This is a genomic window from Pseudomonas sp. UW4 (assembly GCF_000316175.1).
GTDB lineage: Bacteria > Pseudomonadota > Gammaproteobacteria > Pseudomonadales > Pseudomonadaceae > Aquipseudomonas > Aquipseudomonas laurylsulfatiphila.
Genome location: NC_019670.1, coordinates 254351 through 274611, shown reverse-complemented (window position 1 = coordinate 274611; position 20261 = coordinate 254351). Strand labels below are relative to the sequence as shown.

At 60.3% G+C, this 20261-nt stretch carries 19 protein-coding genes and 1 tRNA gene; 8 read left to right on the top strand and 12 right to left on the bottom strand.

Going from position 1 to position 20261, the window contains the following annotated elements; all coding sequences use genetic code 11:
• The first annotated feature begins 173 nt into the window (after positions 1-173).
• Together PPUTUW4_RS01255 and PPUTUW4_RS01250 are read left to right on the top strand one after the other, a co-directional pair.
• Positions 174-998, top strand: a complete 825-nt coding sequence (locus PPUTUW4_RS01255) for an FkbM family methyltransferase (protein WP_015093057.1) — start codon at positions 174-176, stop codon at positions 996-998.
• A gap of 78 nt (positions 999-1076) precedes the next feature.
• Positions 1077-1152: transfer RNA gene (locus PPUTUW4_RS01250), tRNA-Thr, on the top strand.
• A gap of 64 nt (positions 1153-1216) precedes the next feature.
• Here the strand turns inward: PPUTUW4_RS01250 and PPUTUW4_RS01245 are convergent.
• From PPUTUW4_RS01245 to PPUTUW4_RS01215, 7 genes are all read right to left on the bottom strand, one after another.
• A complete protein-coding gene (locus PPUTUW4_RS01245; RefSeq protein WP_015093056.1) occupies positions 1217-1927 on the bottom strand; it encodes an SDR family oxidoreductase in 711 nt (236 codons plus the stop codon).
• 44 nt (positions 1928-1971) lie between these two features.
• Complete coding sequence (locus PPUTUW4_RS01240; protein ID WP_015093055.1) at positions 1972-2628, bottom strand: DsbA family oxidoreductase; 657 nt, start codon at positions 2626-2628, stop codon at positions 1972-1974.
• Positions 2625-2846, bottom strand: coding sequence for a 4-oxalocrotonate tautomerase family protein (locus PPUTUW4_RS01235; protein WP_007972813.1), 222 nt, complete (start codon positions 2844-2846; stop codon positions 2625-2627). The genes PPUTUW4_RS01240 and PPUTUW4_RS01235 overlap by 4 nt, the downstream gene beginning before the upstream one ends.
• A 219-nt stretch (positions 2847-3065) precedes the next feature.
• The gene (locus tag PPUTUW4_RS01230; protein ID WP_015093054.1) at positions 3066-3350 is read right to left on the bottom strand and encodes a helix-turn-helix domain-containing protein; all 285 of its coding nucleotides are present in this window, start codon (positions 3348-3350) and stop codon (positions 3066-3068) included.
• Positions 3340-3657, bottom strand: coding sequence for a hypothetical protein (locus PPUTUW4_RS01225; protein ID WP_015093053.1), 318 nt, complete (start codon positions 3655-3657; stop codon positions 3340-3342). Before PPUTUW4_RS01225 ends, PPUTUW4_RS01230 begins: the two co-directional genes overlap by 11 nt.
• A gap of 208 nt (positions 3658-3865) precedes the next feature.
• Positions 3866-5152: an OprD family porin gene (locus tag PPUTUW4_RS01220; RefSeq protein WP_015093052.1), complete on the bottom strand. Its 1287-nt coding sequence runs from the start codon at positions 5150-5152 to the stop codon at positions 3866-3868.
• Positions 5153-5412: 260 nt separating this feature from the next.
• Positions 5413-6084 carry a DsbA family protein gene (locus PPUTUW4_RS01215; protein WP_015093051.1) on the bottom strand — a complete coding sequence of 224 codons (672 nt, stop codon included), beginning with the start codon at positions 6082-6084 and terminating at the stop codon, positions 5413-5415.
• A 263-nt stretch (positions 6085-6347) separates the two neighbouring features.
• Between PPUTUW4_RS01215 and PPUTUW4_RS01210 the strand changes: the two genes are divergently transcribed.
• Positions 6348-8441 (top strand): TonB-dependent siderophore receptor, encoded by a 2094-nt coding sequence (locus tag PPUTUW4_RS01210; protein WP_015093050.1) that lies wholly within the window; start codon positions 6348-6350, stop codon positions 8439-8441.
• A 178-nt stretch (positions 8442-8619) separates the two neighbouring features.
• Here the strand turns inward: PPUTUW4_RS01210 and PPUTUW4_RS01205 are convergent, their stop codons facing one another.
• The 3 genes from PPUTUW4_RS01205 to PPUTUW4_RS01195 all read right to left on the bottom strand — a co-directional run bounded on the left by PPUTUW4_RS01205 (position 8620) and on the right by PPUTUW4_RS01195 (position 13371).
• Positions 8620-8832 (bottom strand): hypothetical protein, encoded by a 213-nt coding sequence (locus tag PPUTUW4_RS01205; RefSeq protein WP_015093048.1) that lies wholly within the window; start codon positions 8830-8832, stop codon positions 8620-8622.
• A 244-nt stretch (positions 8833-9076) separates the two neighbouring features.
• The gene (gene aguA / locus PPUTUW4_RS01200; protein WP_015093047.1) at positions 9077-10183 is read right to left on the bottom strand and encodes an agmatine deiminase; all 1107 of its coding nucleotides are present in this window, start codon (positions 10181-10183) and stop codon (positions 9077-9079) included.
• A 275-nt stretch (positions 10184-10458) separates the two neighbouring features.
• A complete protein-coding gene (locus tag PPUTUW4_RS01195; RefSeq protein WP_015093046.1) occupies positions 10459-13371 on the bottom strand; it encodes an aminotransferase in 2913 nt (970 codons plus the stop codon).
• 157 nt (positions 13372-13528) lie between these two features.
• Between PPUTUW4_RS01195 and rfbC the strand changes: the two genes are divergently transcribed.
• The 4 genes from rfbC (at position 13529) to PPUTUW4_RS01175 (ending at position 17864) form a co-directional block, all read left to right on the top strand.
• Positions 13529-14074: a dTDP-4-dehydrorhamnose 3,5-epimerase gene (rfbC, locus tag PPUTUW4_RS01190; protein WP_015093045.1), complete on the top strand. Its 546-nt coding sequence runs from the start codon at positions 13529-13531 to the stop codon at positions 14072-14074.
• A gap of 93 nt (positions 14075-14167) precedes the next feature.
• Complete coding sequence (locus tag PPUTUW4_RS01185; protein WP_015093044.1) at positions 14168-15976, top strand: ATP-binding protein; 1809 nt, start codon at positions 14168-14170, stop codon at positions 15974-15976.
• Entirely contained in the window at positions 15973-17367 is a 1395-nt protein-coding gene (locus PPUTUW4_RS01180) for a sigma-54 dependent transcriptional regulator (RefSeq protein ID WP_015093043.1), read from the top strand. The genes PPUTUW4_RS01185 and PPUTUW4_RS01180 overlap by 4 nt, the downstream gene beginning before the upstream one ends.
• Before the next feature lie 41 nt (positions 17368-17408).
• The gene (locus PPUTUW4_RS01175) at positions 17409-17864 is read left to right on the top strand and encodes a YiiD C-terminal domain-containing protein (protein ID WP_015093042.1); all 456 of its coding nucleotides are present in this window, start codon (positions 17409-17411) and stop codon (positions 17862-17864) included.
• 140 nt (positions 17865-18004) lie between these two features.
• On the opposite strand, the gene cysQ is transcribed toward PPUTUW4_RS01175, so the two are convergent.
• Positions 18005-18832 carry a 3'(2'),5'-bisphosphate nucleotidase CysQ gene (gene cysQ, locus PPUTUW4_RS01170; RefSeq protein WP_015093040.1) on the bottom strand — a complete coding sequence of 276 codons (828 nt, stop codon included), beginning with the start codon at positions 18830-18832 and terminating at the stop codon, positions 18005-18007.
• Positions 18829-19395, bottom strand: coding sequence for an ADP compounds hydrolase NudE (gene nudE, locus PPUTUW4_RS01165; protein WP_015093039.1), 567 nt, complete (start codon positions 19393-19395; stop codon positions 18829-18831). The genes cysQ and nudE overlap by 4 nt, the downstream gene beginning before the upstream one ends.
• A gap of 88 nt (positions 19396-19483) precedes the next feature.
• Here nudE and yrfG point away from each other — a divergent pair, with 88 nt between their 5' ends.
• Positions 19484-20146, top strand: coding sequence for a GMP/IMP nucleotidase (gene yrfG, locus PPUTUW4_RS01160; RefSeq protein ID WP_015093038.1), 663 nt, complete (start codon positions 19484-19486; stop codon positions 20144-20146).
• Positions 20147-20261: the final 115 nt, after the last annotated feature.

The following is a 20261-nucleotide window of genomic DNA, read 5'->3' as shown; positions in this document are numbered from 1 at the left end:
CAGTGCGCCGCCAATGCCATTGTGCATAAGCATTTAACCAAAACGACATAAACGCCTAATCCCGGACCGCAGACAGGGGAAATTGCACCCTTTCATTACTCTTGATATACACACACGCAAGGGCGCCGGCAGCGCGGCCACGAACAAGAACATTCCTCCGACAGGATGCGCCAGTGACGTTCATTTCCTACGCACAGAATTTCGAAGACATACGCCTGTGGCGCGCCCTCAAAACCGTCGAGAACGGCTTCTACATCGACGTCGGGGCAAACGACCCCACCCATGACTCGGTCACCAAGGCGTTCTACGACAACGGCTGGACCGGCATCAACGTCGAACCCATGCCCAACTACTACGAAGCCCTGTGCCAGCAACGCCCCAAGGACACCAATCTGCAATGCGCAGCCGGGGAAAGTGCTGACGAACTGACCTTCTACGGCATCGCCGGCACCGGCCTCTCGACCCTCGACCCAGCCATGGCGAAAATGCACAAAGACGCCGGCATGGACGTTCGCACCCAGACGATCAAGTCCCGCACCCTGAGCTCCATCTGCGAAGAACACGCCCGGGGCCGCGCCATCCACTTCCTGAAAATCGATGTCGAAGGCCACGAAGAAACCGTCCTGCGCGGCATGGACTTCACCCGGTGGCGGCCTTGGGTGATCCTCATCGAAACCCCTTGGGCCCGCGACCAGGCCTGGGAAACCCTCGTCACCGACGCCGGCTACCACTCCATCCTGTTCGACGGCATCAACACCTACTACCTCGCCGAAGAACACCTGAACCTCAAGCCCGCCTTCGACATCCCACCGTGCAACCTGGACGAGTTCCAGTTCTGCAAAGGCCACAACTTCAGCCACCCCGTCAGCGACGCCGAACACCAACTCACCGCCGCCCTGCAACGCGCCGAACAGGCCGAAGCACAGCTGCGCGCAATGCAAAACAGTCGAACCTGGAAAGCCATTCAGAAACTCAAGAAAACCTTGCTACGCGCCTGACCCGAAGCCCGCGCAAAAATAGTCAGAATTCAGGGGTTTACAGAACCTATCCAATCGCTATAATCGTCGCCCTGACACGCCGGTATAGCTCAGATGGTAGAGCAACTGACTTGTAATCAGTAGGTCCCGGGTTCGATTCCTGGTGCCGGCACCATACAAAACAAAGCCCCTGCAGAAATGCAGGGGCTTTGTTGTTTCCGGGCTTTGAAAAATCGCTTTCAGTGACCCGCGCTCTGACCACCATCCACGTGCAGGATTTCGCCAGTAACAAACTTGGCGCCGTCCAGATACACGACCGCCTGCGCAATATCGTCTATCTCGCCCATGTGCCCGACCGGGTGCAGACTGCCCAGTGCTTCATGGGTTTCTGCGCCGTGCATTGGGGTCTTGATGATGCCCGGGCTGACCGCGTTCACCCGGATTCCGCGCTTGGCGTATTCGATGGCCAGGGATTTGGTGGCCGCGTTGAGGCCGCCCTTGGTCAGCGAAGCCAAGACCGATGGCACACCGTCGATGGCGTGGTCCACCAGGCTGGTGGTGATGTTGACGACGTGGCCGCTGCCTTGCTTTTCCATCTCGGCGATAGCGAGTTGAGTGATGTAGAAGAAGCCATTGACGTTCACCGACAACACATTGGCGTAGTCTTCTGCCGTGTATGCGGTGAACGGCTTGGCGATGAAGATCCCGGCGTTGTTGACCAGGGTATCGATGCGACCGAAACGGGACATCGTTTCACGGATGACGCGCCGGGCGGTTTCCGGCTCGCCGATGTCACCGGCCACGGTGAGAATGTCCGGATCGGTGGATGGCTTGATCGAGCGCGAAGTGGCGACGATCCGGTAACCGAGTTCACGAAAGGCTTTGACCATACCGTCGCCGAGACCTTGTGACGCGCCGGTGATGACGATGACTTTTTTCGAAATGCTCATGATGAAGACCTCTGACAATTAAAAGTGGGGGTAAAAATCTGTGATCAGGCGTCGGCCGGTGCCTTGGCCATTTCTCTCAACATCTGTTCGTAGTACTCGACCGATTGCGAGCCGGACACCAGGTGGCGACCGTTCAGCACCATGGCCGGGACCGAATTGATGCCGCGCTGCTGGTAGTACGCTTCAAGTTCCCGCACCTCAGTGGCGAACGCACCGGACGCCAGCACCTCTTGTGCAGTTGCCCCGCCCAGCCCCGCTTCAGTCGCCAGACTCACCAGTGTCTGGTGATCGCTCGGGTTCTGGCCTTCACTGAAATAGCCCCGCAGCAGCACCTTCTTCAGCTCGACTTGCCGCCCTTCCTGCAACGCCCACAGCAACAAACGGTGTGCATCAAAGGTGTTGTAGAAATGCGTGCGCTTCTCCAGATCGAACTTGAAGCCGATGGCCTCGCCGCGAGCGATCTGCATCGCCTTGCCGGCGGCGACGTCGTCGGCGGTTCTCCCGTACTTGCGCATCAGGTGCTCGACCGCTGGCTCACCTTCAGCCGGCATGTTCGGGTTCAATTCGAACGGCTTGTAGGTCAGCTCGACCGAGACTTCCCCGGCCACGTTCTCGATCGCCTGCTCCAGCGCCGTCGCCCCCAGCGCGCACCAGGGGCACACCACATCGGAGATGAAATCGATGGTGACGGAGGACGTCATGACTTGCCCTCCGCCTCGGCCAGTTGCTTGCGGTACTGGGTGGTGGTGATTCCGGCGTAACCCCAGTTATCGGTGTCGACTTCCTCGATCACGATGTGGGTCAGGTCAGGGCGCTTGTTGAGGACGCGTTCCAGTGTTTCAGTGATTTCGGCGATCACCTGAGCTTTCTGCTCAGTGGTAACGCCATCGCGGGTGATGCGTACAGTTACGAAAGGCATGAGGGCAACTCCAGTGACCTTCCCGTCGGGATGATGGGAGAGGCGTTGGAGGTGACTGTATGAGGTTGGCGGGAGGGGATAAAGGTGGGGACGGGAACTTCATTCGTTACGTGGTGTAATTAATGAAAGAGTGGACCTGCAAAGTACTTGCGCCAATCGAGAGACTTGGCAACTTTCTCAATTTCGGCGATGTGTCGAGAAGAGAGTTTGGCTTCTTAGCTAAATCACTTGAAGGTCAAGTAAGGCCTCTGGATGCTGACTCGCCACACGCAGCAGCGTTTGTGCGGCTCCCGTCGGTTGCCGTCGCCCTTGCTCCCAGTCCTGCAGCGTACGCAAACTGACTCCAATCAGCTTGGCGAATGCACTTTGAGACACACCCACTTTGGCCCGTGCTTCGGCTGCCGCAGACAACGGCACCTCTGTCACGCGAGCGGCTTTGCCTGCTTTCATTTGACGCACAGAGTCCAGCAAGTCCTGCTGGAATTGTTCCAGTTCATTGACCATTGCTGATTTCCTCCTTCAGTTGCTTAAGGAAGGCTGCGGGCAAATTATCGAACTTCGCCTTGGTATAGGCGATTAACAACCAGATTGAGCCTTCAGAAAGCGTGTTGTAGTAAATGACACGAGTACCGCCGCGTTTGCCCATCCCGCTACGGGACCAACGAACCTTGCGCAGACCACCGCTACCAGGAACCACATCGCCGGCCAACGGATTAGCCGCCAGCCAGGTAATGAATTCATGACGTTCGCCATCGTCCCAGATGGACTCAGCATAACGCTTGAAGATTTCGGTTTCGACAATCGTGAACATGGGCCGAACTATACGGCATTGCCGTATACACGAGCAATCGGTTCAAAGTGCTAAGACATATCGCCGCGGACGACACCTTCGCAAGACGTGTTACCGAAATCGAGTTTCGGCGACATGAGCACATCAACAGCACAAAAAAGCCCCGAACCAGTCGGGGCTTCTTCTTTTTTCTCATCCTCTGATCAGGCCTCGACACCACACCCCATCATCAGAAGATATTGATCGGGTAATCCACAAACACACGCACTTCATTGCCGCTGACGTTGTACTCGCTGGACTTCTGCGACACACGCAGGACCGAGCTGCGCAGTTTCACGCTGAGGTCTTTGGCCGGGCCGCTTTGGACGACGTATTTGATCTGGTTGAAGATCTCGCGCTCGGTGCCGCCTTCGCTGGTGGAGGTGGTGATGTTGTCACCGCGTACGTAGGCGAAGTTGTAGCTCAGGCCCGGTACACCGAAGGTGCTGAAGTCCAGGCCGTAGCCCAGCTGCCAGCTGCGTTCGTCTTCGGCGTTGAAGTCGGACCAGTAGGAGTTTGCCAGGTAGATGGTGTTGCCACCGTCGCCGACGCGACCTTGATCTTTCTGGTAGCCGCCGTAGGCGTAGCCCAGGTTGCTGTCGCCAGTGCTGCGCTGGTGCGCGAGGGTGAACGAGTGCGGGCCGGTGATGAAGGTGGCCGCCAGGCTCCAGATTTTGTTGTCGTCGCCGGTGATACCGTTTTCGCGGACGTAGGAATCGTCCAGCTTGGTGCGGTAGCCGTTGAAGTCCAGGGTCAGGGACTGATCCTTGTCGATCGGGAATACGTAGTTGGCGTTCACGTATTGCTTTTTCAGCACGTCTTCGACGTCGGAAGCGTACAGCGCGGCCTTGAATTGTTCGGTGAACTGGTAGCTACCGCCCAATACGTTGATCGACTTCAAGCCACCGCTGTCACGGCCTTCAGCGCTTTTACGCGATTCGGCGGTGAAGCGCCCGGCGTCCAGTTGCAGGCCTTTGATCTCCCTGGAGGTGATCAGGGTGCCGGTGTAGCTTTCCGGCAGCAGGCGCGAGTTGTCGTAGTTCAGCACCGGCAGGGCCGGCATCTGGTCGCCGTAGGTCAGGGTGGTGCTGGACAGGCGGAACTTGATCGCTGCGCCGCCCTTGGACAGGTCGTCCGCCGGCTGGCCGCTGTCGCCCTTTTTGAAGAAATCGATGCCTTGCGCGCCGCTACGGTCTTCGCTGCGCTCCAGGTTCAATGCGTACAGGCCGAAAGCGTCGACGCCCACACCCACGGTGCCCTGGGTGAAGCCGGACGAGAACGTGCCGATGGCCGCCTGGCCCCACTCGGATTTATCCGGGTTGCCGTCTTTGTAGTCACGGTTGATGTAGGCGTTGCGCAGCAGCACTTTGAGGCTGCTGTCTTCAACGAAACCCTTTGATTCGGCCTGGTCGTTCGCCATGGCCTGTGTAGCGCTCAACATCCCCAGAGCAATCAGGCTGATTCTCTTGTTCAACATTTTGTTTTTTTCCTTGATACGGTTGATACGCGCTGTGTCGAATGGCCGAAACGGCGCTATTGCACTCTTATTTCAAGGCGAAAACAAAAAGGCCCGCCCACGATTTCTCGCGGCGGGCCTTTTATTGTTTTTGAGTCGTGGCAGTCGGCCACAGGCGTTGGGCCGAATCGTAGCTGCGCACTTAACAACGTGTCAATTTCATGAATCGTCTAAAAACAGGCGAAAAACGTCTAAGAAAATGCTTTACGCGGCAGGAATATTCAATCGATGCAGCCTTCGAGGCCACAGGCTGCTACGGAACGGGATGAGAGCTGCTCCGGCAGCGACTGTCCCAGCCATTGCGCAAATGCCTGGGGTTTGCCCAGCCATGGCCCGATATCGATCAGGGTGAATTGGCCATTGTGTTCAAGCACCAGGGTCGGAAAACCCTGCCCGCCCACCTTGGCCAGCAAAGCCCGGCTGTCCTTGATATGGCCTTCGGTGTCGGCTGCCCCGAAGGCTCTTTCGAAGGCTTGAGGCTCCAACCCCATACCGTGGGCCAGTTCAAGCAGTACCGACTCGTCGGCGATGCGGCGCCCTTCCACGTAGTGAGCACTTTGCAAACGCCCCAACAACTCCAGCCCGCGACCTGCCATTTGCTCGGCCGCCAGCACCGCAGCGATGGGTGGAGCCGAGTCGAACACGGCGCTGTGATCACGCAGCAAACCTTCGAAATAAGCTTCACCGAACGGCTGCCCGCTGTATTCGGCAATGCGCCGGTCATGGGGCATGACGTAACTGCGCAGTTGTGGCGAAACCTTTTGCCGATTGGCTCCTGTCATCATGCCGCCGCCGTGGGCAAGCACGGGCAGCACAGCCTGGGCGGCTTGCACCAGCGGTTTGGCGCCGTAGCACCAACCGCACAACGGGTCGTAGATGTAATGCAGGATCATGGGAAAGCTCCGATAGAAATTCAGGAAAATTCGATGTCGGCAGATTAGTGCCGCAGCGGTCTCGGAAAAACGCCGGATCAGCTTTCAGTCTGTTGCTTGAATCGGTCGAATGGTTGCGTAAACCCTTTGTACCAAATCGGAAACAATTCGACACAATCAAATGAGATAAATTCTCAGTTACAGCTAACAACAGCAAATGACAAGCATTAGTATTCGCGCCCTCCAGATGCTTCAACCTAAAAATCCCACGGATGCGCTCTTCAATGCCTGCCCCTTTTCGCCTTGCGCCCTACAGCCTTGGGCTCTCTGCCTTGTTGTCTGCCGGTTTTTCCTTCGCTGCACCGACCACCCTGCCTGCCACATCAATCAGCGCCGAAACTGAAGCCGACGACCCGCGCGTGACACAAACCAACACGGCGACCCGGACTGCCACACCGGTACGCTACGTGCCACAAGCCATCGACTCGATCAAAACCTCGAACGTGATGAATTACGGCAGCAACGATCTGGGCACGGCGCTCAGTGGCATCCCCAACGTCAGCAGCGGTGCCGACACACGCTTCGACAGCCTGCGCATCCGCGGTTTCGACGCCAGCAACGATTTCTATCTCGATGGCATCCGCGACGACAGCCAGTACGTGCGCGACTTGCACAACATCGAACGCATCGACGTGTTAAAAGGCCCTGCCGCCGTGCTGTATGGCCGTGGCAGCCAGGGCGGCATCGTCAACCGGGTGAGCAAACTGCCCGAGTTCGGTCGCCGCTCGACCATCGAAGCCCAGGGCGGTAGCGAAGACTTGCGCAGCCTGTATGCCGACCTCAGTACCGATCCTTCCGAGAACATCAGCCTGCGCCTGAACATGGGCAACATGGACGAGAACAGCTTCCGCGATGGCGTGAGTGGTAATCGCCAGCTGTTCGCACCCTCGATGAGCTGGCAGCTGACACCCGACCTGAACTGGTTGGTGCAGTACGAATACAGCCGCTACAACCGCACGCCGGATCGTGGCATCCCCGGTGTAAACGGCCGCCCGGCCGACGTAGGACTCGATACCACCTACGGCAGTGAAAACGATTTCATCGACGACAAGGCACAAACCCTGCGTTCGAAACTCACCTATGAACTGAGCGACAACTGGCAACTGCGCCAGACCTTGGGTGTGTTCAAGCTCGACAGCGATTTCGACAATACTTACTTGAGCGGCTATGTCCCGGCCAGCAACAAGGTCACGCGCCAGCACTGGCAGCAGGACCTGAATACCCGCAATGTCTACAACAACGTCGAGCTGGAAGGTGGCTTCGATACTTTCGGCCTGGAGCACCGCTTGCTCACCGGCATCGAGATCGGCAGCCAGCGTCGCGACCCGCTGCTGTACACCGCCGCCACTTCCGGGCCGGGCAGCTCCCCGGTGCCGGCGCTGGACCTGTACGCCCCCGACCGCAATTTGCGTCATACCGGGCGCATGGTGGTATCGAGCAACACCCACACCGAGGTCGAGAGCCGTGCGGTGTATGTGCAGGATCAACTGCGCCTGAACGATCAATGGCAGTTGCTCGCCGGCCTGCGTTACGACACGTTCGATATCGAGTCGACCAACAAGGTGCGCGACATTTCCGAGGACAGTGACAGCCATAGCACCAGCCCTCGCGTTGGCGTGGTCTGGACGCCGCTGCAAAATCACTCCTTCTACGCGTCCTGGAGCAAGACGTTCTCGCCGGTCGGTGGTGGCTTGATCGGCATCACCCCGGGTGCGGCCGGTAACAGCAATGACCTGAGTCCCGAGCTGACCAGGCAGAAGGAAATCGGGGTCAAGAGTGACTGGCTCGATGATCGCCTGAGCACCACACTGGCCATCTACGAGCTGGAGCTCTACAACCGCCGCACCAGCGATCCGAACAACCCGACCATTACCCTGCTCTCCGGGCTGCAACGTTCTCGCGGGATCGAGCTGACCGCTGCCGGCAGGATTACCGGCAACTGGTACGTGCGCGGTGGCGTGGGTCTGCAGGACGCAACCATCGAAAAGGACAACAACGGCCTGGAAGGCAAGCGCATCAACAACGTGGCCAAGCACAACGGCAGCCTGTTCCTGACCTGGAAACCGGAAATGGGCTGGTACGCCGAAACCGGTTTGACCCTGGTTGGCGACCGCTATGCCGACAACCTCAACACCGTCGTGTTGCCGGGTTATGGTCGCTGGGACGCCTTGGCGGGCTTCCGTCAAAAGGATTGGGATTTGCGCGCGGCGCTGAACAACATCAGCGACAAGACGTATTACTCATCGGCGACCAGTGCATTCCAGATCCAGCCTGGGGCACCGCGTAGCCTGGTGGTGACGGGTACCTACAGCTTTTAAAACACCGATCACCTGTGGGAGCGGGCTTGCTCGCGAAGGCGTCGTGTCAGCCAATGGCAACGTTGCTGACACACCGCTTTCGCGAGCAAGCCCGCTCCCACAGGGTTCAGCGTGTTGAAAAAAAAAAGCGCTGCCATCCCGGCAGCGCTTTTTCTTGATCAATCCGTTGTTGTTCTTCTTATCCTTCCATTACATCCCACAACGCATCCAGTTCTGCTTCGCTGAATAAACCAGCAGGGTAACGCTCGATCATCGTCCGGCGCGGATCAGTTTCACTGATCTGACGCATTCCATTGGACTTGAACCACTGCGCCAGAATCTGGAGCGATTCGCTGTTTACGGCCAGGGGATGCAACGCCTTGTCGCTCACTACGTTCACTTCGGCGTTCATTTCAGCGCTCTCTCCCGGTTTGTGAGCGGCTAACTTATCCAAGGTTTATGACAGAACATCGAAGTCCTCCCCCTCCCCGAGTTACAACAACAGAGATACAAGAGCTGTGCCAAGGTGTCTGAAGTGTGGCCTCGCGGATACAAAAAAGCCCGCAACCCTGAAGGGCTGCGGGCTCTGCGAATTGCGGGAGGCTGATTTACAGTTTGAGAAATTTCGCAATCAACTCAAGATGTTACGACCTCACTCACTCCTTGTGTGGCGCGGGTTGCTGCTGGGTAAGGCAGTGAATATTGCCGCCCCCCAGTAACAGTTCACGACCAGGCACCATCACCACTTCATGCTGTGGGAACAGGTTCTGCAGGATTTCCTTTGCCGGGCCATCCTGCGGGTCGTCAAAGCATGGCGCGATGATCCCGCCGTTGACGATCAGGAAGTTCACATAGGAACCGGCCAGACGCACAGTCGGGTTACGTTCCTGAGTACCATCTACCGGATCGACTCCGGCACATTCTTCCTCGGTCGCAAACAGTGGGCCCGGGATCGGCATTTTGTGCACCGTGAACGGGCGACCCTTGGCGTCGGTGCTGCTTTGCAGCACTTTCATCGCCGCCTGGCAGCGCGGGTAGTTCGGGTCCTGCGGATCATCGGTCCAGGCCAGCAGCACTTCACCCGGACGCACGTAGCAGCAGAAGTTATCCACATGGCCGTCGGTTTCGTCGTTGAACAAGCCATCCGGCAGCCAGATGATTTTATCCACAGCCAGGTTCGCACTCAGGACCGCTTCGATTTCTTCGCGGTTCATGTGCGGGTTGCGATTGCGGTTGAGCAAGCACTCTTCGGTGGTGATCAGCGTGCCTTCGCCGTCGACGTGAATCGAACCGCCTTCAAGTACGAAGCCTTCGGTGCGGTAACGCGGGCTGCGTTCGATCTCGAGGATCTTGCCGCCGACCTGCGAGTCACGGTTCCACGGCGAATACAGGCCGCCGTCAAAACCGCCCCAGGCATTGAAGTCCCAGTTTACGCCACGGACTTCGCCACTGTTATTGATGACGAAAGTCGGACCTGAATCGCGAACCCAGGCGTCGTCACTGGACATTTCCACTACGCGAATATTCGGCATGTCCAGACGGGCACGGGCGTTTTCGTACTGGCCGGCGGAAACCGCCACGGTGACCGGCTCGAAACGGGCGATGGCCTTGGCCACGGCCACGTGCGCGGCCTGTGCCGGTTTGCCACCCAGGCGCCAGTTGTCCGGGCGCTCGGGCCAGATCATCCAGGTCTGGGTTTGGGGTGCCCATTCGGCTGGCATGTAGAAGCCGTCGGCGCGAGGGGTGCTGTTCAACGTGGTCATGACTCAGGACTCCGGAGTGGCGTTGATGCCTGACAGAAAAGAAAGCGCATGGGTACACGCCGTGGACTGGTGACTTTATATCCGATAAATATCGGCTTTTAAAGCACCGCCAATCCGTAGCTACAAAAATAATCGACAAAAAGCCGATATCAATCGAATTAACACCACCACCTCTGTGGGAGCGAGCTTGCTCGCGATGAGGCCATTCCAGTCACAGATTTTTCGACTGAAAGACCGCTATCGCGAGCAAGCTCGCTCCCACAGGGGGAATGTGGTTACAGGCCTTCCGCCAGCACCTTCGACAGCATGTCCACGAAGAAATCCACGCTCTGGCGCGAAGTGACCATCGGTGGCTTGATCTTGAGGATATTCAGGTAATCGCCGGTCGGCTGCATGAAGATCCCCAGTTCCCGCAAACGATCGCACAGTGCAGTGGTTTCCTCGGTGGCCGGCTCCAGGGTGTCGCGGTTGCGGATCAACTCGACGCCCAGGTAGAAACCGGAGCCATGCACCGCGCCCACTAACGGATGAATATCGATCAACGCTTCGAGGCGCTGCTTGAAGTGGCCGCCAATGATCTGAGCGTTCTCCCAGAGTTTTTCCTCTTCCATCACATCCAGCACGGCCATGCCGACCTGGCAACTGACCGGGCTGCCACCGGCGGAGGAGAAGAAATAACCCTCGGCCTCCAGCGCCTCGGCGATTTCCCGGCGGGTGATGACCGCGCCCAATGGCTGGCCGTTGCCCATGCCTTTGGCCATGGTGATGATGTCCGGCACCACACCTTGCTCTTCGAAGCCCCAGAAGAAATCGCCCATGCGTCCGTAGCCGACCTGCACTTCGTCGGCGATGCACACGCCGCCCTGGGCCCGGACCATGCCATAGACTTGCTTCAAATAGCCTGGTGGCAGCGAGATACCGCCGGCATTGCCGTACACCGGTTCGCAGATGAAACCGGCCAGTTGGCGCTTCTGTTCGGCAATTTTCGCCAGGTTGTGCTCGACGCTGCGCACATAATCCGGCGCACTGTCCGGCCCGCGGAACTCACCGCGATAGGTGTTTGGCGCGGTCACCGGATGTACCCAATCCGGGCGGCTGCTCAAGGCCTTGGGGTTGTCGGCGATCGAGGTCGAAACCGAGTCCGCGCCCACCGTCCAGCCGTGATAGGCCTCCAGCACGCTGAGCATGTCGCGGCCACCGCTGTAGGCCCACGCCAGGCGAATCGCCAGGTCGTTGGCCTCGCTGCCGCTGTTGACCAGGAACACGCGGTCCATGCCGTCAGGGGACAGTTTCAGCAAGCGTTCGGAGAACTCGGCCACGGCCGCGTAGTTGAAACGCGAGTTGGTGTTGAGCAACGACCACTGGCGGCTGGCGACCGCCGCCATGCGCGGATGACCGTGGCCCAATACCGCGACGTTGTTGAGCATGTCGAGGTAGGAGCGCCCCTGCATGTCGATCAAATGGTTGCGCCAGCCACGCTCGATGCGCGGCGGGTCGACGTAATAATGTTTTTGCGTACGGGCGAAACTGGCGTCACGCCTGGCCAGCAAGGTCGCGCCGTCGAGCTCTGCTTCGGCATCACAGGCCAGCCCCAGCAATGCCGCAGGAGATGGGCACAGTGCCTGCCAGGCAGCGGCGCGCGATGGCGTGCAGAACAACGGGGCATCGATCGACGCGCCACGGCTCAACTGCACGATCAACGGCCCGCTGACCGAACCCAGTACCTGGCCTTTGACCAGTGCCGCGCCACTGTGCAGCGACGGCGTGACACCCCAAAGCCGCACACTCAATTGCGGGCCGTCCAGTTGCAGCACGCCCGCCGACGGGTGGTGCACCACACCGGCAAACGGTGCTTCGACCGTCGTGCCCTGAGGTACACGCAACTCGACGTGCAAGGGGCAAGTGTCCGGTTCGGTGGCGCTGTCCGGGCGGGTGTGGGACAGGCGGTACTGTCCATAGCGACTGGCCGCCAGACCATGAGCCACGGCCGCTTCATCCAGCAGGCGCTGATCGACACCCTCCTGCTCCCAGTTCCCGGCCTCGAAATGCGGGCTGAGCACCCCCAGGTCGATCAAGGCGAACTCACGCCCCACCAGGCTTGGCAACAGCGGTGCAAAGCCTTCACTGCCGATGACCGGAAGGCTGTGGCCGACAGCAGTGAGGATCGCCGCTTCCATCAATGCCAACGGCACCGACGTGGCCACACGGAAGATTTCCCATTCATGGACCAGGTTATCGCGACTGTAAGCATTGCCCGGATCGATGCTGACCTGCTGTTCGCCACTGAGCACCAGCACCGCCGCACGGGCGACGATCAGCGGCCACAGCGCCAGCAGCTCTTCGTGTTGCAAGGGGTTGACCGCATGGTAAGCCTGGATTGCCGGCAAAATGCAGAACGGATCGCCCTCGCCATGATGCAGCAGCGCGGCGCAGGTGACCGACAGATCGGTAATGCGCCAGGTACGCACCAGGTCACCGAAATCGATCACGCCTTGCAGTTGCCAATGGCGTTGCGCATCGCGCTGCCACACCACGTTGTCGTCGGTGATGTCCATATGAATGGCCTGCACCGGCAGCCTGGCTTCCAGCGGCTGCAAATGCCGCTCGGCTTGTGCGCACGCTTCGACGATCAGTTTGCGTTGGGCTTCATCCTTGATCACCGGCAGCAAGTGCGCGATCAGGGCGTGAGCGTGGCGGGCGTCCCATTGCAGGGTTCGCACCAGGCCCGGATGATCGAAATCCGCCAGGGCCAGGTCCATTTCACCGCACAGGCGACCGAAACCGGATACCACCGTCGGGTTGAAATGGCCGAGGCTCGTCAGCGGCTGGCCTTCGATGTAGTCGAGCAGACGAACGTGCACTGCCTGGCCACCCACGTCCAGAGACAGCAGGTCTGCACCGTTTTTCGCCGCGATAACACGCGGCACATGGACATCGGGGTGCTCGCCCAAGTGCTTGAGCCCGGCATGCTGTGCCTGAAGCTCAACGACCGAGTAGTCGCCACGGCAGATTTTCAGGACGAAACGCCCCCGCTCGCTGTCGACGCGGTAGTTCAGGTCTTGCTGGCTGCCGAGGGGCTGCAGTCTGCCGCTGAACCCGTAATGTTCTTCCAGCAGCTCTAGCGCTTGCTCCGCAGACACCTGCGGGCTGGGCAAACTGGCGCGATGAATCAACGTGGCGAGCGGCATACAACAACCCCTGAAATTTTATTAGGCGCCTATATCGCCACTGCTTCGGGCGATACGCAACCCCCCGCAAGCCGGTATGGGTGTTCTGGCACTCGCCTCCAATGGCACTTTGCGCAAGAATGACGGCCCTAAACACATGCATCTGGAGATGCCCACCATGAATGTAGTGACCACCGACCTGCCCGGTGTTCTGATCCTCGAACCCAAGGTCTTTGGTGACGATCGTGGTTTCTTCTACGAGAGTTTCAATGCCAGGGCCTTCAAAGAGGCTACCGGGGTGGACACTGAGTTCGTTCAAGACAATCACTCCCGTTCGCAGAAGGGTGTGCTGCGCGGCCTGCATTACCAGCTGGAAAATACCCAGGGAAAACTGGTCCGCGTCACAGTCGGTGAAGTGCTGGACGTCGCCGTGGACATCCGTCGCAGCTCGCCGCACTTCGGCAAATGGGTCGCCGTGCGGCTGTCCGCCGCCAATCATCGGCAGCTCTGGGTCCCGGAAGGTTTTGCCCACGGGTTCGTCGTACTCAGCGAATTTGCCGAGTTCCTTTACAAAACCACCGACTACTACACGCCATCGGCCGAACGCTGCATTCGCTGGGACGACCCGGACCTGGCCATCGACTGGCAACTGAAAGGCACGCCGCAACTGTCGGCCAAGGATCAGGCCGGCGTGTTTTTCAAGGACGCTGACGTCTTTGCCTGAAAGGCCGGCTGAAACTCGCCTTTCAAGATGCAGCTGACCCAAGGCGGGCAAGCCTAGGCATAATGCGCCTGTACCCACAGGCGCATGCTGCTCATGAAACCGACTCTCCCCCCCAGACCCCGTTGGCGCAGCCTGGCCCTGCTGGCACTGTGCCTGGCGCCGTTGCTGTGGCCGCTGGAGCATCTGGCCGAGCGCTATTACCGCAGCGAACTGGCCAGCCAGAATCGTCAGACCCTCGACCTCTATGTCGCCAACCTGCTGGGCACCCTGCACCGCTATGAAGTGTTGCCGCAAATCCTCGGTGACCTTCCGGCCCTGCGCGCCGTGCTCGGTGCACCGGACGATGGCGTCACCCAGGGCAATGCCAACCGCCTGCTGAAAAATATCGCCACCCAGACCGGTGCCGAAGTCATGTACCTGATGGACGCCACCGGCAAGACGCTGGCTGCCTCCAACTGGGACAAGCACGACAGTTTCGTCGGGCGCAATTTTTCCTTCCGGCCTTATTTCAGCGAAGCCATGGCCGGGCGGCTCGGGCGCTTCTTTGGTTTGGGTACCACCTCCGCCAAGCGCGGTTACTTCTTCGCCGCCGGCGTGCGTGATGGCGAAAAAATCATGGGGGTGCTGGTGGTCAAGGTCGACCTCGACCACACCGAAAGCCTCTGGGGCAAAACCCCGGAACAACTGCTGCTGACCGACCACAACGGCGTGGTCATTCTCACCTCGCGACCGGAGTGGCGATTCCGCTCGACCCGCCCGTTGAGCGAGGCCGAAAGCAAAGCCATCACTGCGATCCAGCCCTATCCAACCCGCGATCCCAAACCGCTGGAGCTCAACCCCAACGCCTGGCTGACCCAGACCCAGCAGATTGCCGAAACCGGCTGGAATGTCAGCATCCTCGCCCCGCGCACCTTGATCGACCGTCCGGTGCGCACGGTGGTGGCCATCGGCGGTGCAACGCTGCTGGTGTTGATGCTGTTGCTTGGCCTGATGATGCAGCGCCGCCGCCATTACCTCGATCGCATTGCTTTCGAAGCCAAGGCCCGCCGCGAACTGGAAGGCCGGGTCGCCGAGCGCACCAGCGATCTCGAAGGCCTGAACCGGCGCCTGAAACAGGAAGTACTGGAACGCGAGCAGGCCCAGCAGGAGCTGGTCCGCGCCCAGGACGATCTGGTCCAGGCCGGCAAACTGTCGGCGCTGGGCACCATGTCGGCGAGCATCAGCCATGAACTCAATCAGCCGCTGGCAGCCATTCGCAGTTATGCGGAAAACGCCGAGATATTGCTCGACCACCAGCGCACCGACGATGCCCGCGGCAATCTCAAGCTGATCAGCGAACTGACCGGTCGCATGGCCTCGATCATCGCCCACCTGCGCGCCTTTGCCCGGCGCGACCGGCATGCCCCGGAAAGCGTAGCCCTGCAACCGGCGCTGGATGATGCCCTGGCCTTGCTGGCCAAGCGCCGGCGCAGCATGGACGTCGAGCTGATCCGTGATCTGCCCGCCGCCACCCTGTGGGTCGAGGCCGGGGAAACCCGCCTGCGCCAGGTGCTCGGCAACCTGCTGGCCAACGCCCTGGATGCCCTGACGGAAAAAGGCCCGCCACGCAAACTCTGGTTGAGTGCCCAATCCACGGCCGAAGGCGTCAACCTGTACATTCGCGACAACGGCCCGGGCTTTTGCATGGAGGCCCTTGGACGCGCCAGCGAGCCGTTCTACACCACCAAGACCCGAACCCAGGGCCTGGGCTTGGGGCTGGCGATTTGCGAAACGCTGATGCGCGCCTTCGGGGGTGAACTGTCGTTCGCCAACCACAAGGAAGGCGGCGCCCTGATTACCCTGAAGCTGCGCGCAGGCGCACCAGGCGTGAGCCTGCAACCGTCCGAGGACCGAAGTGCATGACCATCGACAACCGCATTCAGGTCGTGTTGATCGACGACGATCCCCACTTGCGCCAGGCCTTGAGCCAGACGCTGGATCTGGCCGGTCTGAAGATCCTGCCGCTGGCCGAAGCCAAGGGCCTGGCCGGGCAACTGGAGCGCGACTGGCCGGGTGTGGTGGTCAGCGATATCCGCATGCCCGGCATGGACGGTCTGGAACTGCTGACCGAACTGCACGCCCAGGACCCTGAATTGCCGGTGCTGCTGATCACTGGCCACGGCGATGTGCCACTGGCGGTGCAGGCCATGCGCGCCGGGGCCTATGACTTTCTCGAGAAGCCGTTCGCCAGCGACGCCCTACTCGACAGCGTGCGCCGCGCGCTGGCCCTGCGCCGCTTGGTGCTGGACAACCGTAGCCTGCGGTTGGCCTTGAGCGACCGCAACGAGCTGAGCGCCCGCCTGGTTGGCCATTCACCTTCGATGCTGCGCCTGCGCGAGCAGATCGGCGCCCTGGCGGCGACCAGGGCCGACGTGCTGATCCTCGGCGAAACCGGCGCGGGCAAAGAAGTGGTGGCCCGGGCGCTGCACGATCTATCAGGCCGGCGCAACGGTCCGTTCGTGGCGATCAATGCCGGTGCTCTGGCCGAATCAGTGGTCGAAAGCGAGCTGTTCGGCCACGAGCCCGGCGCCTTCACCGGCGCGCAGAAACGCCGCATCGGCAAGTTCGAATTCGCCAATGGCGGCACCTTGTTCCTCGATGAAATCGAAAGCATGAGCCTGGATGTGCAGGTCAAATTGCTGCGCTTGCTGCAGGAGCGCGTGGTCGAACGCCTAGGCGGCAATCAACAGATCCCCCTGGACATCCGCATCATCGCCGCGACCAAGGAAGACCTGCGCCAGGCAGCGGATCAAGGGCGCTTTCGTGCCGACTTGTATTACCGCCTGAACGTCGCGCCGCTGCGGATTCCCCCCTTGCGCGAACGGGGCGAAGACGCACTGATGCTGTTCCAGCATTTCGCCGACGAAGCCAGTGCCCGCCACGGCTTGCCGCCCCATGAACTGCAACCGGGACAACGTGCCTTGCTGCTGCGCCACACCTGGCCCGGCAACGTGCGCGAGCTGCAAAATGCGGCCGAGCGTTTTGCCCTCGGGCTGGAACTGGCCCTCGACAACAGCACGCCGCAAGGCGGTGCTGGCCCTATGGCCGAAGTCGTCAGCGGTGGGTTGAGCGAGCAAGTGGAGAACTTCGAAAAAACCCTAATCGCCGCCGAACTGGCACGCTCGCACAGCTCCGTGCGCAGCGTCGCCGAAGCCCTCGGCATTCCGCGCAAGACCCTGCACGACAAACTGCGCAAGCACGGTTTGAGCTTCTCGGACAGTGGCGCTTCGGCCCACCCTGACGACCTCGACTGAGCTACCGTCCAATCATCCAATTCAAGCAAGAGGCCCCCTGAATGAGCCGCGACAGTCGACAACTGGAATCAGTCCTCCATCACGACATTCCCCTCACCCGGGACATGGGCCTCAGAGTGCTCGACTGGCATGACCAGCAACTGCGCCTGCACTTGCCGCTGGAAGCAAACGTCAACCACAAGAGCACCATGTTCGGCGGCAGCCTGTATTGCGGCGCGGTCCTGGCCGGTTGGGGCTGGCTGCATTTGCGCCTGAAGGAAGAAGGCATCACAGACGGGCACATCGTGATTCAGGAAGGGCAGATCAGCTATCCGCTGCCGGTGACGGGCGATGCCAACGCCATTTGCCAGGCGCCGGATCCGGTGATCTGGAAGAAATTTTTGACCACGTTCCAGCGGTACAGCCGAGCTCGGTTGACGCTGCATACGCGGGTCGTCAATGAAGGTCGTGATGAGGATGCGGTGCGGTTTGTCGGGCAGTACGTGTTGCACCGCTAAATCGGGACCACCACAAAACCTGTGGGAGCGAGCTTGCTCGCGATGGGGTCGTCCAGGCCAACATTGTAGTTGCCTGACCCACCGCCATCGCGAGCAAGCTCGCTCCCACAAGGATTTTGCATCAGCGCGCGGGAACGATCTTATGCGCGCGCCAATTCCAGCAGCCTCTCCCGCCAAGCCGCCTTCGCCGGCAATGCCAGAAAGAACGCATTCAACAGCGACTCCCGCGCCGGATAGCTGAACGGCTCACCGCTCAGCTCCAGCACCTCACCGCCCGCACCTTCCAGTACGCCTTGGGCGGCCGCCGTGTCCCACTGCGAAGTCGGTGCCAGACGCGGATAGCAATCCGCGACCCCTTCAGCCAGCAAACAGAATTTCAGCGAACTGCCGATGTTGGCCAGTTGCAGCTCGCCAAGACTGGCGCTCAACCCGGCCAGCAAACGCTCCTGCTCCGGGCTCGAATGGCGACGGCTGGCCACCACGGTGAACGACTCTCCGGGCGCTAATGCATCACGCACCTTGATCGCCACTGGCGTACCACCTTTATCGCCACGCCACGCGCCGAGGCCGGCGCCACCGACATAGAAACGACCATTGGTCGGCATCGACACCACACCGAACACCACCCGACCGTTTTCTATCAGAGCGATGTTGACGGTGAACTCTTCGCTGCCGCTGATGAACTCCTTGGTGCCATCCAGCGGATCGACCAGCCACCAGCGCTGCCATCCGGCCCGCACGCTTTGCGCAATGTTGGCGTCCTCTTCGGAGAGCACCGGGATGCCCGGATCCAGCGCCGTCAGTCCGGCCAGAATCAGGTGGTGCGCGGCCACGTCAGCAGCGGTCACCGGCGAATCATCAGCCTTTGCCGTGACGGCCGTGCCTGTACGCCAGAACGGCAGGATCGCTTCGCCGGCCTGCAAAGCCAGCTCAATGACCGGAGCCATCAACGGATGCGGGAAATTCATGACTGGAACGCTCCGCGCTGAGTCAACAGGTCTCGGGCCAGGTACAGCGCCGCCAAGGCACGGCCTTCGGTAAATTGCGGGTTTTGCGCCAGCGCCGAGAGTTCACGCAGATTGACCCTGTCCACCCGCATCGGCTCGGGTTCGTCGCCTTCCAGGCGCGCTTCGTAGAGGTCGGTGGCCAACACCACCTGAATCTTCTGGCTCATGTAACCGGGGGACAGCGACAGCTCGGTCAGGTGCTCCAGCTGTCGCGCGCCGTACCCGGCCTCTTCCTTGAGCTCACGCTCGGCCGCCGCCAACACGTCTTCGCCCGGCTCGATCAAACCCTTGGGCAAAGACATTTCGTATTCATCGGTGCCGCCGCAATACTCCTCGACCAGCACCGCATGCTCGGCATCGAGCATCGCCACGATCATGACCGCGCCGTACCCGGCCCCTTTGCCAACCAGGCGCTCATACGTACGCTCCACGCCATTGGAAAAGCGCAGCTTCAGCTCCTCCACGCAGAACAATCGACTGGTGGCGACAATTTCGCGGGCGAGTATGGTGGGTTTCTGGCGCATGCAAAGCTCCTTGGCGTGAACGCGCTACTATAACGCGGCTTTCCCGTTTGTTTACGCCAGAAATCTTTCTACTGCCCGAGACGTTGCCATGCCTTCATTACCCTGGTCCGACATCGATACCGTTCTGCTGGACATGGACGGCACGTTGCTTGACCTGCATTTCGACAACCACTTCTGGATGGAGCACCTGCCCCAGCGTTACGCCGAATTGCACGGGGTCAGCCGGGCCATGGCCGAGATGGAATTGCAGCCGTTGTTCGAGCGCAATGCCGGCCAGCTGCAGTGGTACTGCCTGGACTTCTGGAGTGCCGAACTGAAGCTGTCGGTTCGCGACCTGAAACTGGAAACCGCGCATCTGATCGCCCTGCGCCCGGATGCCGACACCTTTCTGACGGCGATCAAACGGGCCGGCAAGCGCGTGGTGCTGATCACCAACGCCCATCGGGATGCGCTGTCGTTGAAGCTGGAAAAAATCGAACTGGCGCCCTACTTCGAGCGCCTGATCAGCTCCCATGACTACGGCTTCCCCAAGGAAAATCCGCAGTTCTGGGATGCGCTGCAAGCCGATATCGATTTTGATCCGGCGCGCAGCCTGTTCATCGACGACACCTTGCCGATCCTGCGCAGTGCGCGGGATTTTGGTGTGGCGCATTTGCTGGCCGTGCGCGAGCCGGATAGTCGCAAGGGGCCGAAGGACACGGCGGAGTTTGCGGCGGTCGGGGATTATCGGGATTTGATTGCAGGACTTTGATACCGAGGCGCCTGCTTCGCGGGCAAGCCACGCTCCCACAGGATCTGCGTCGTTCGCATCCATTGTGAAACGGCTCAGACTCTGTGGGAGCGTGGCTTGCCCGCGATGGCCATCA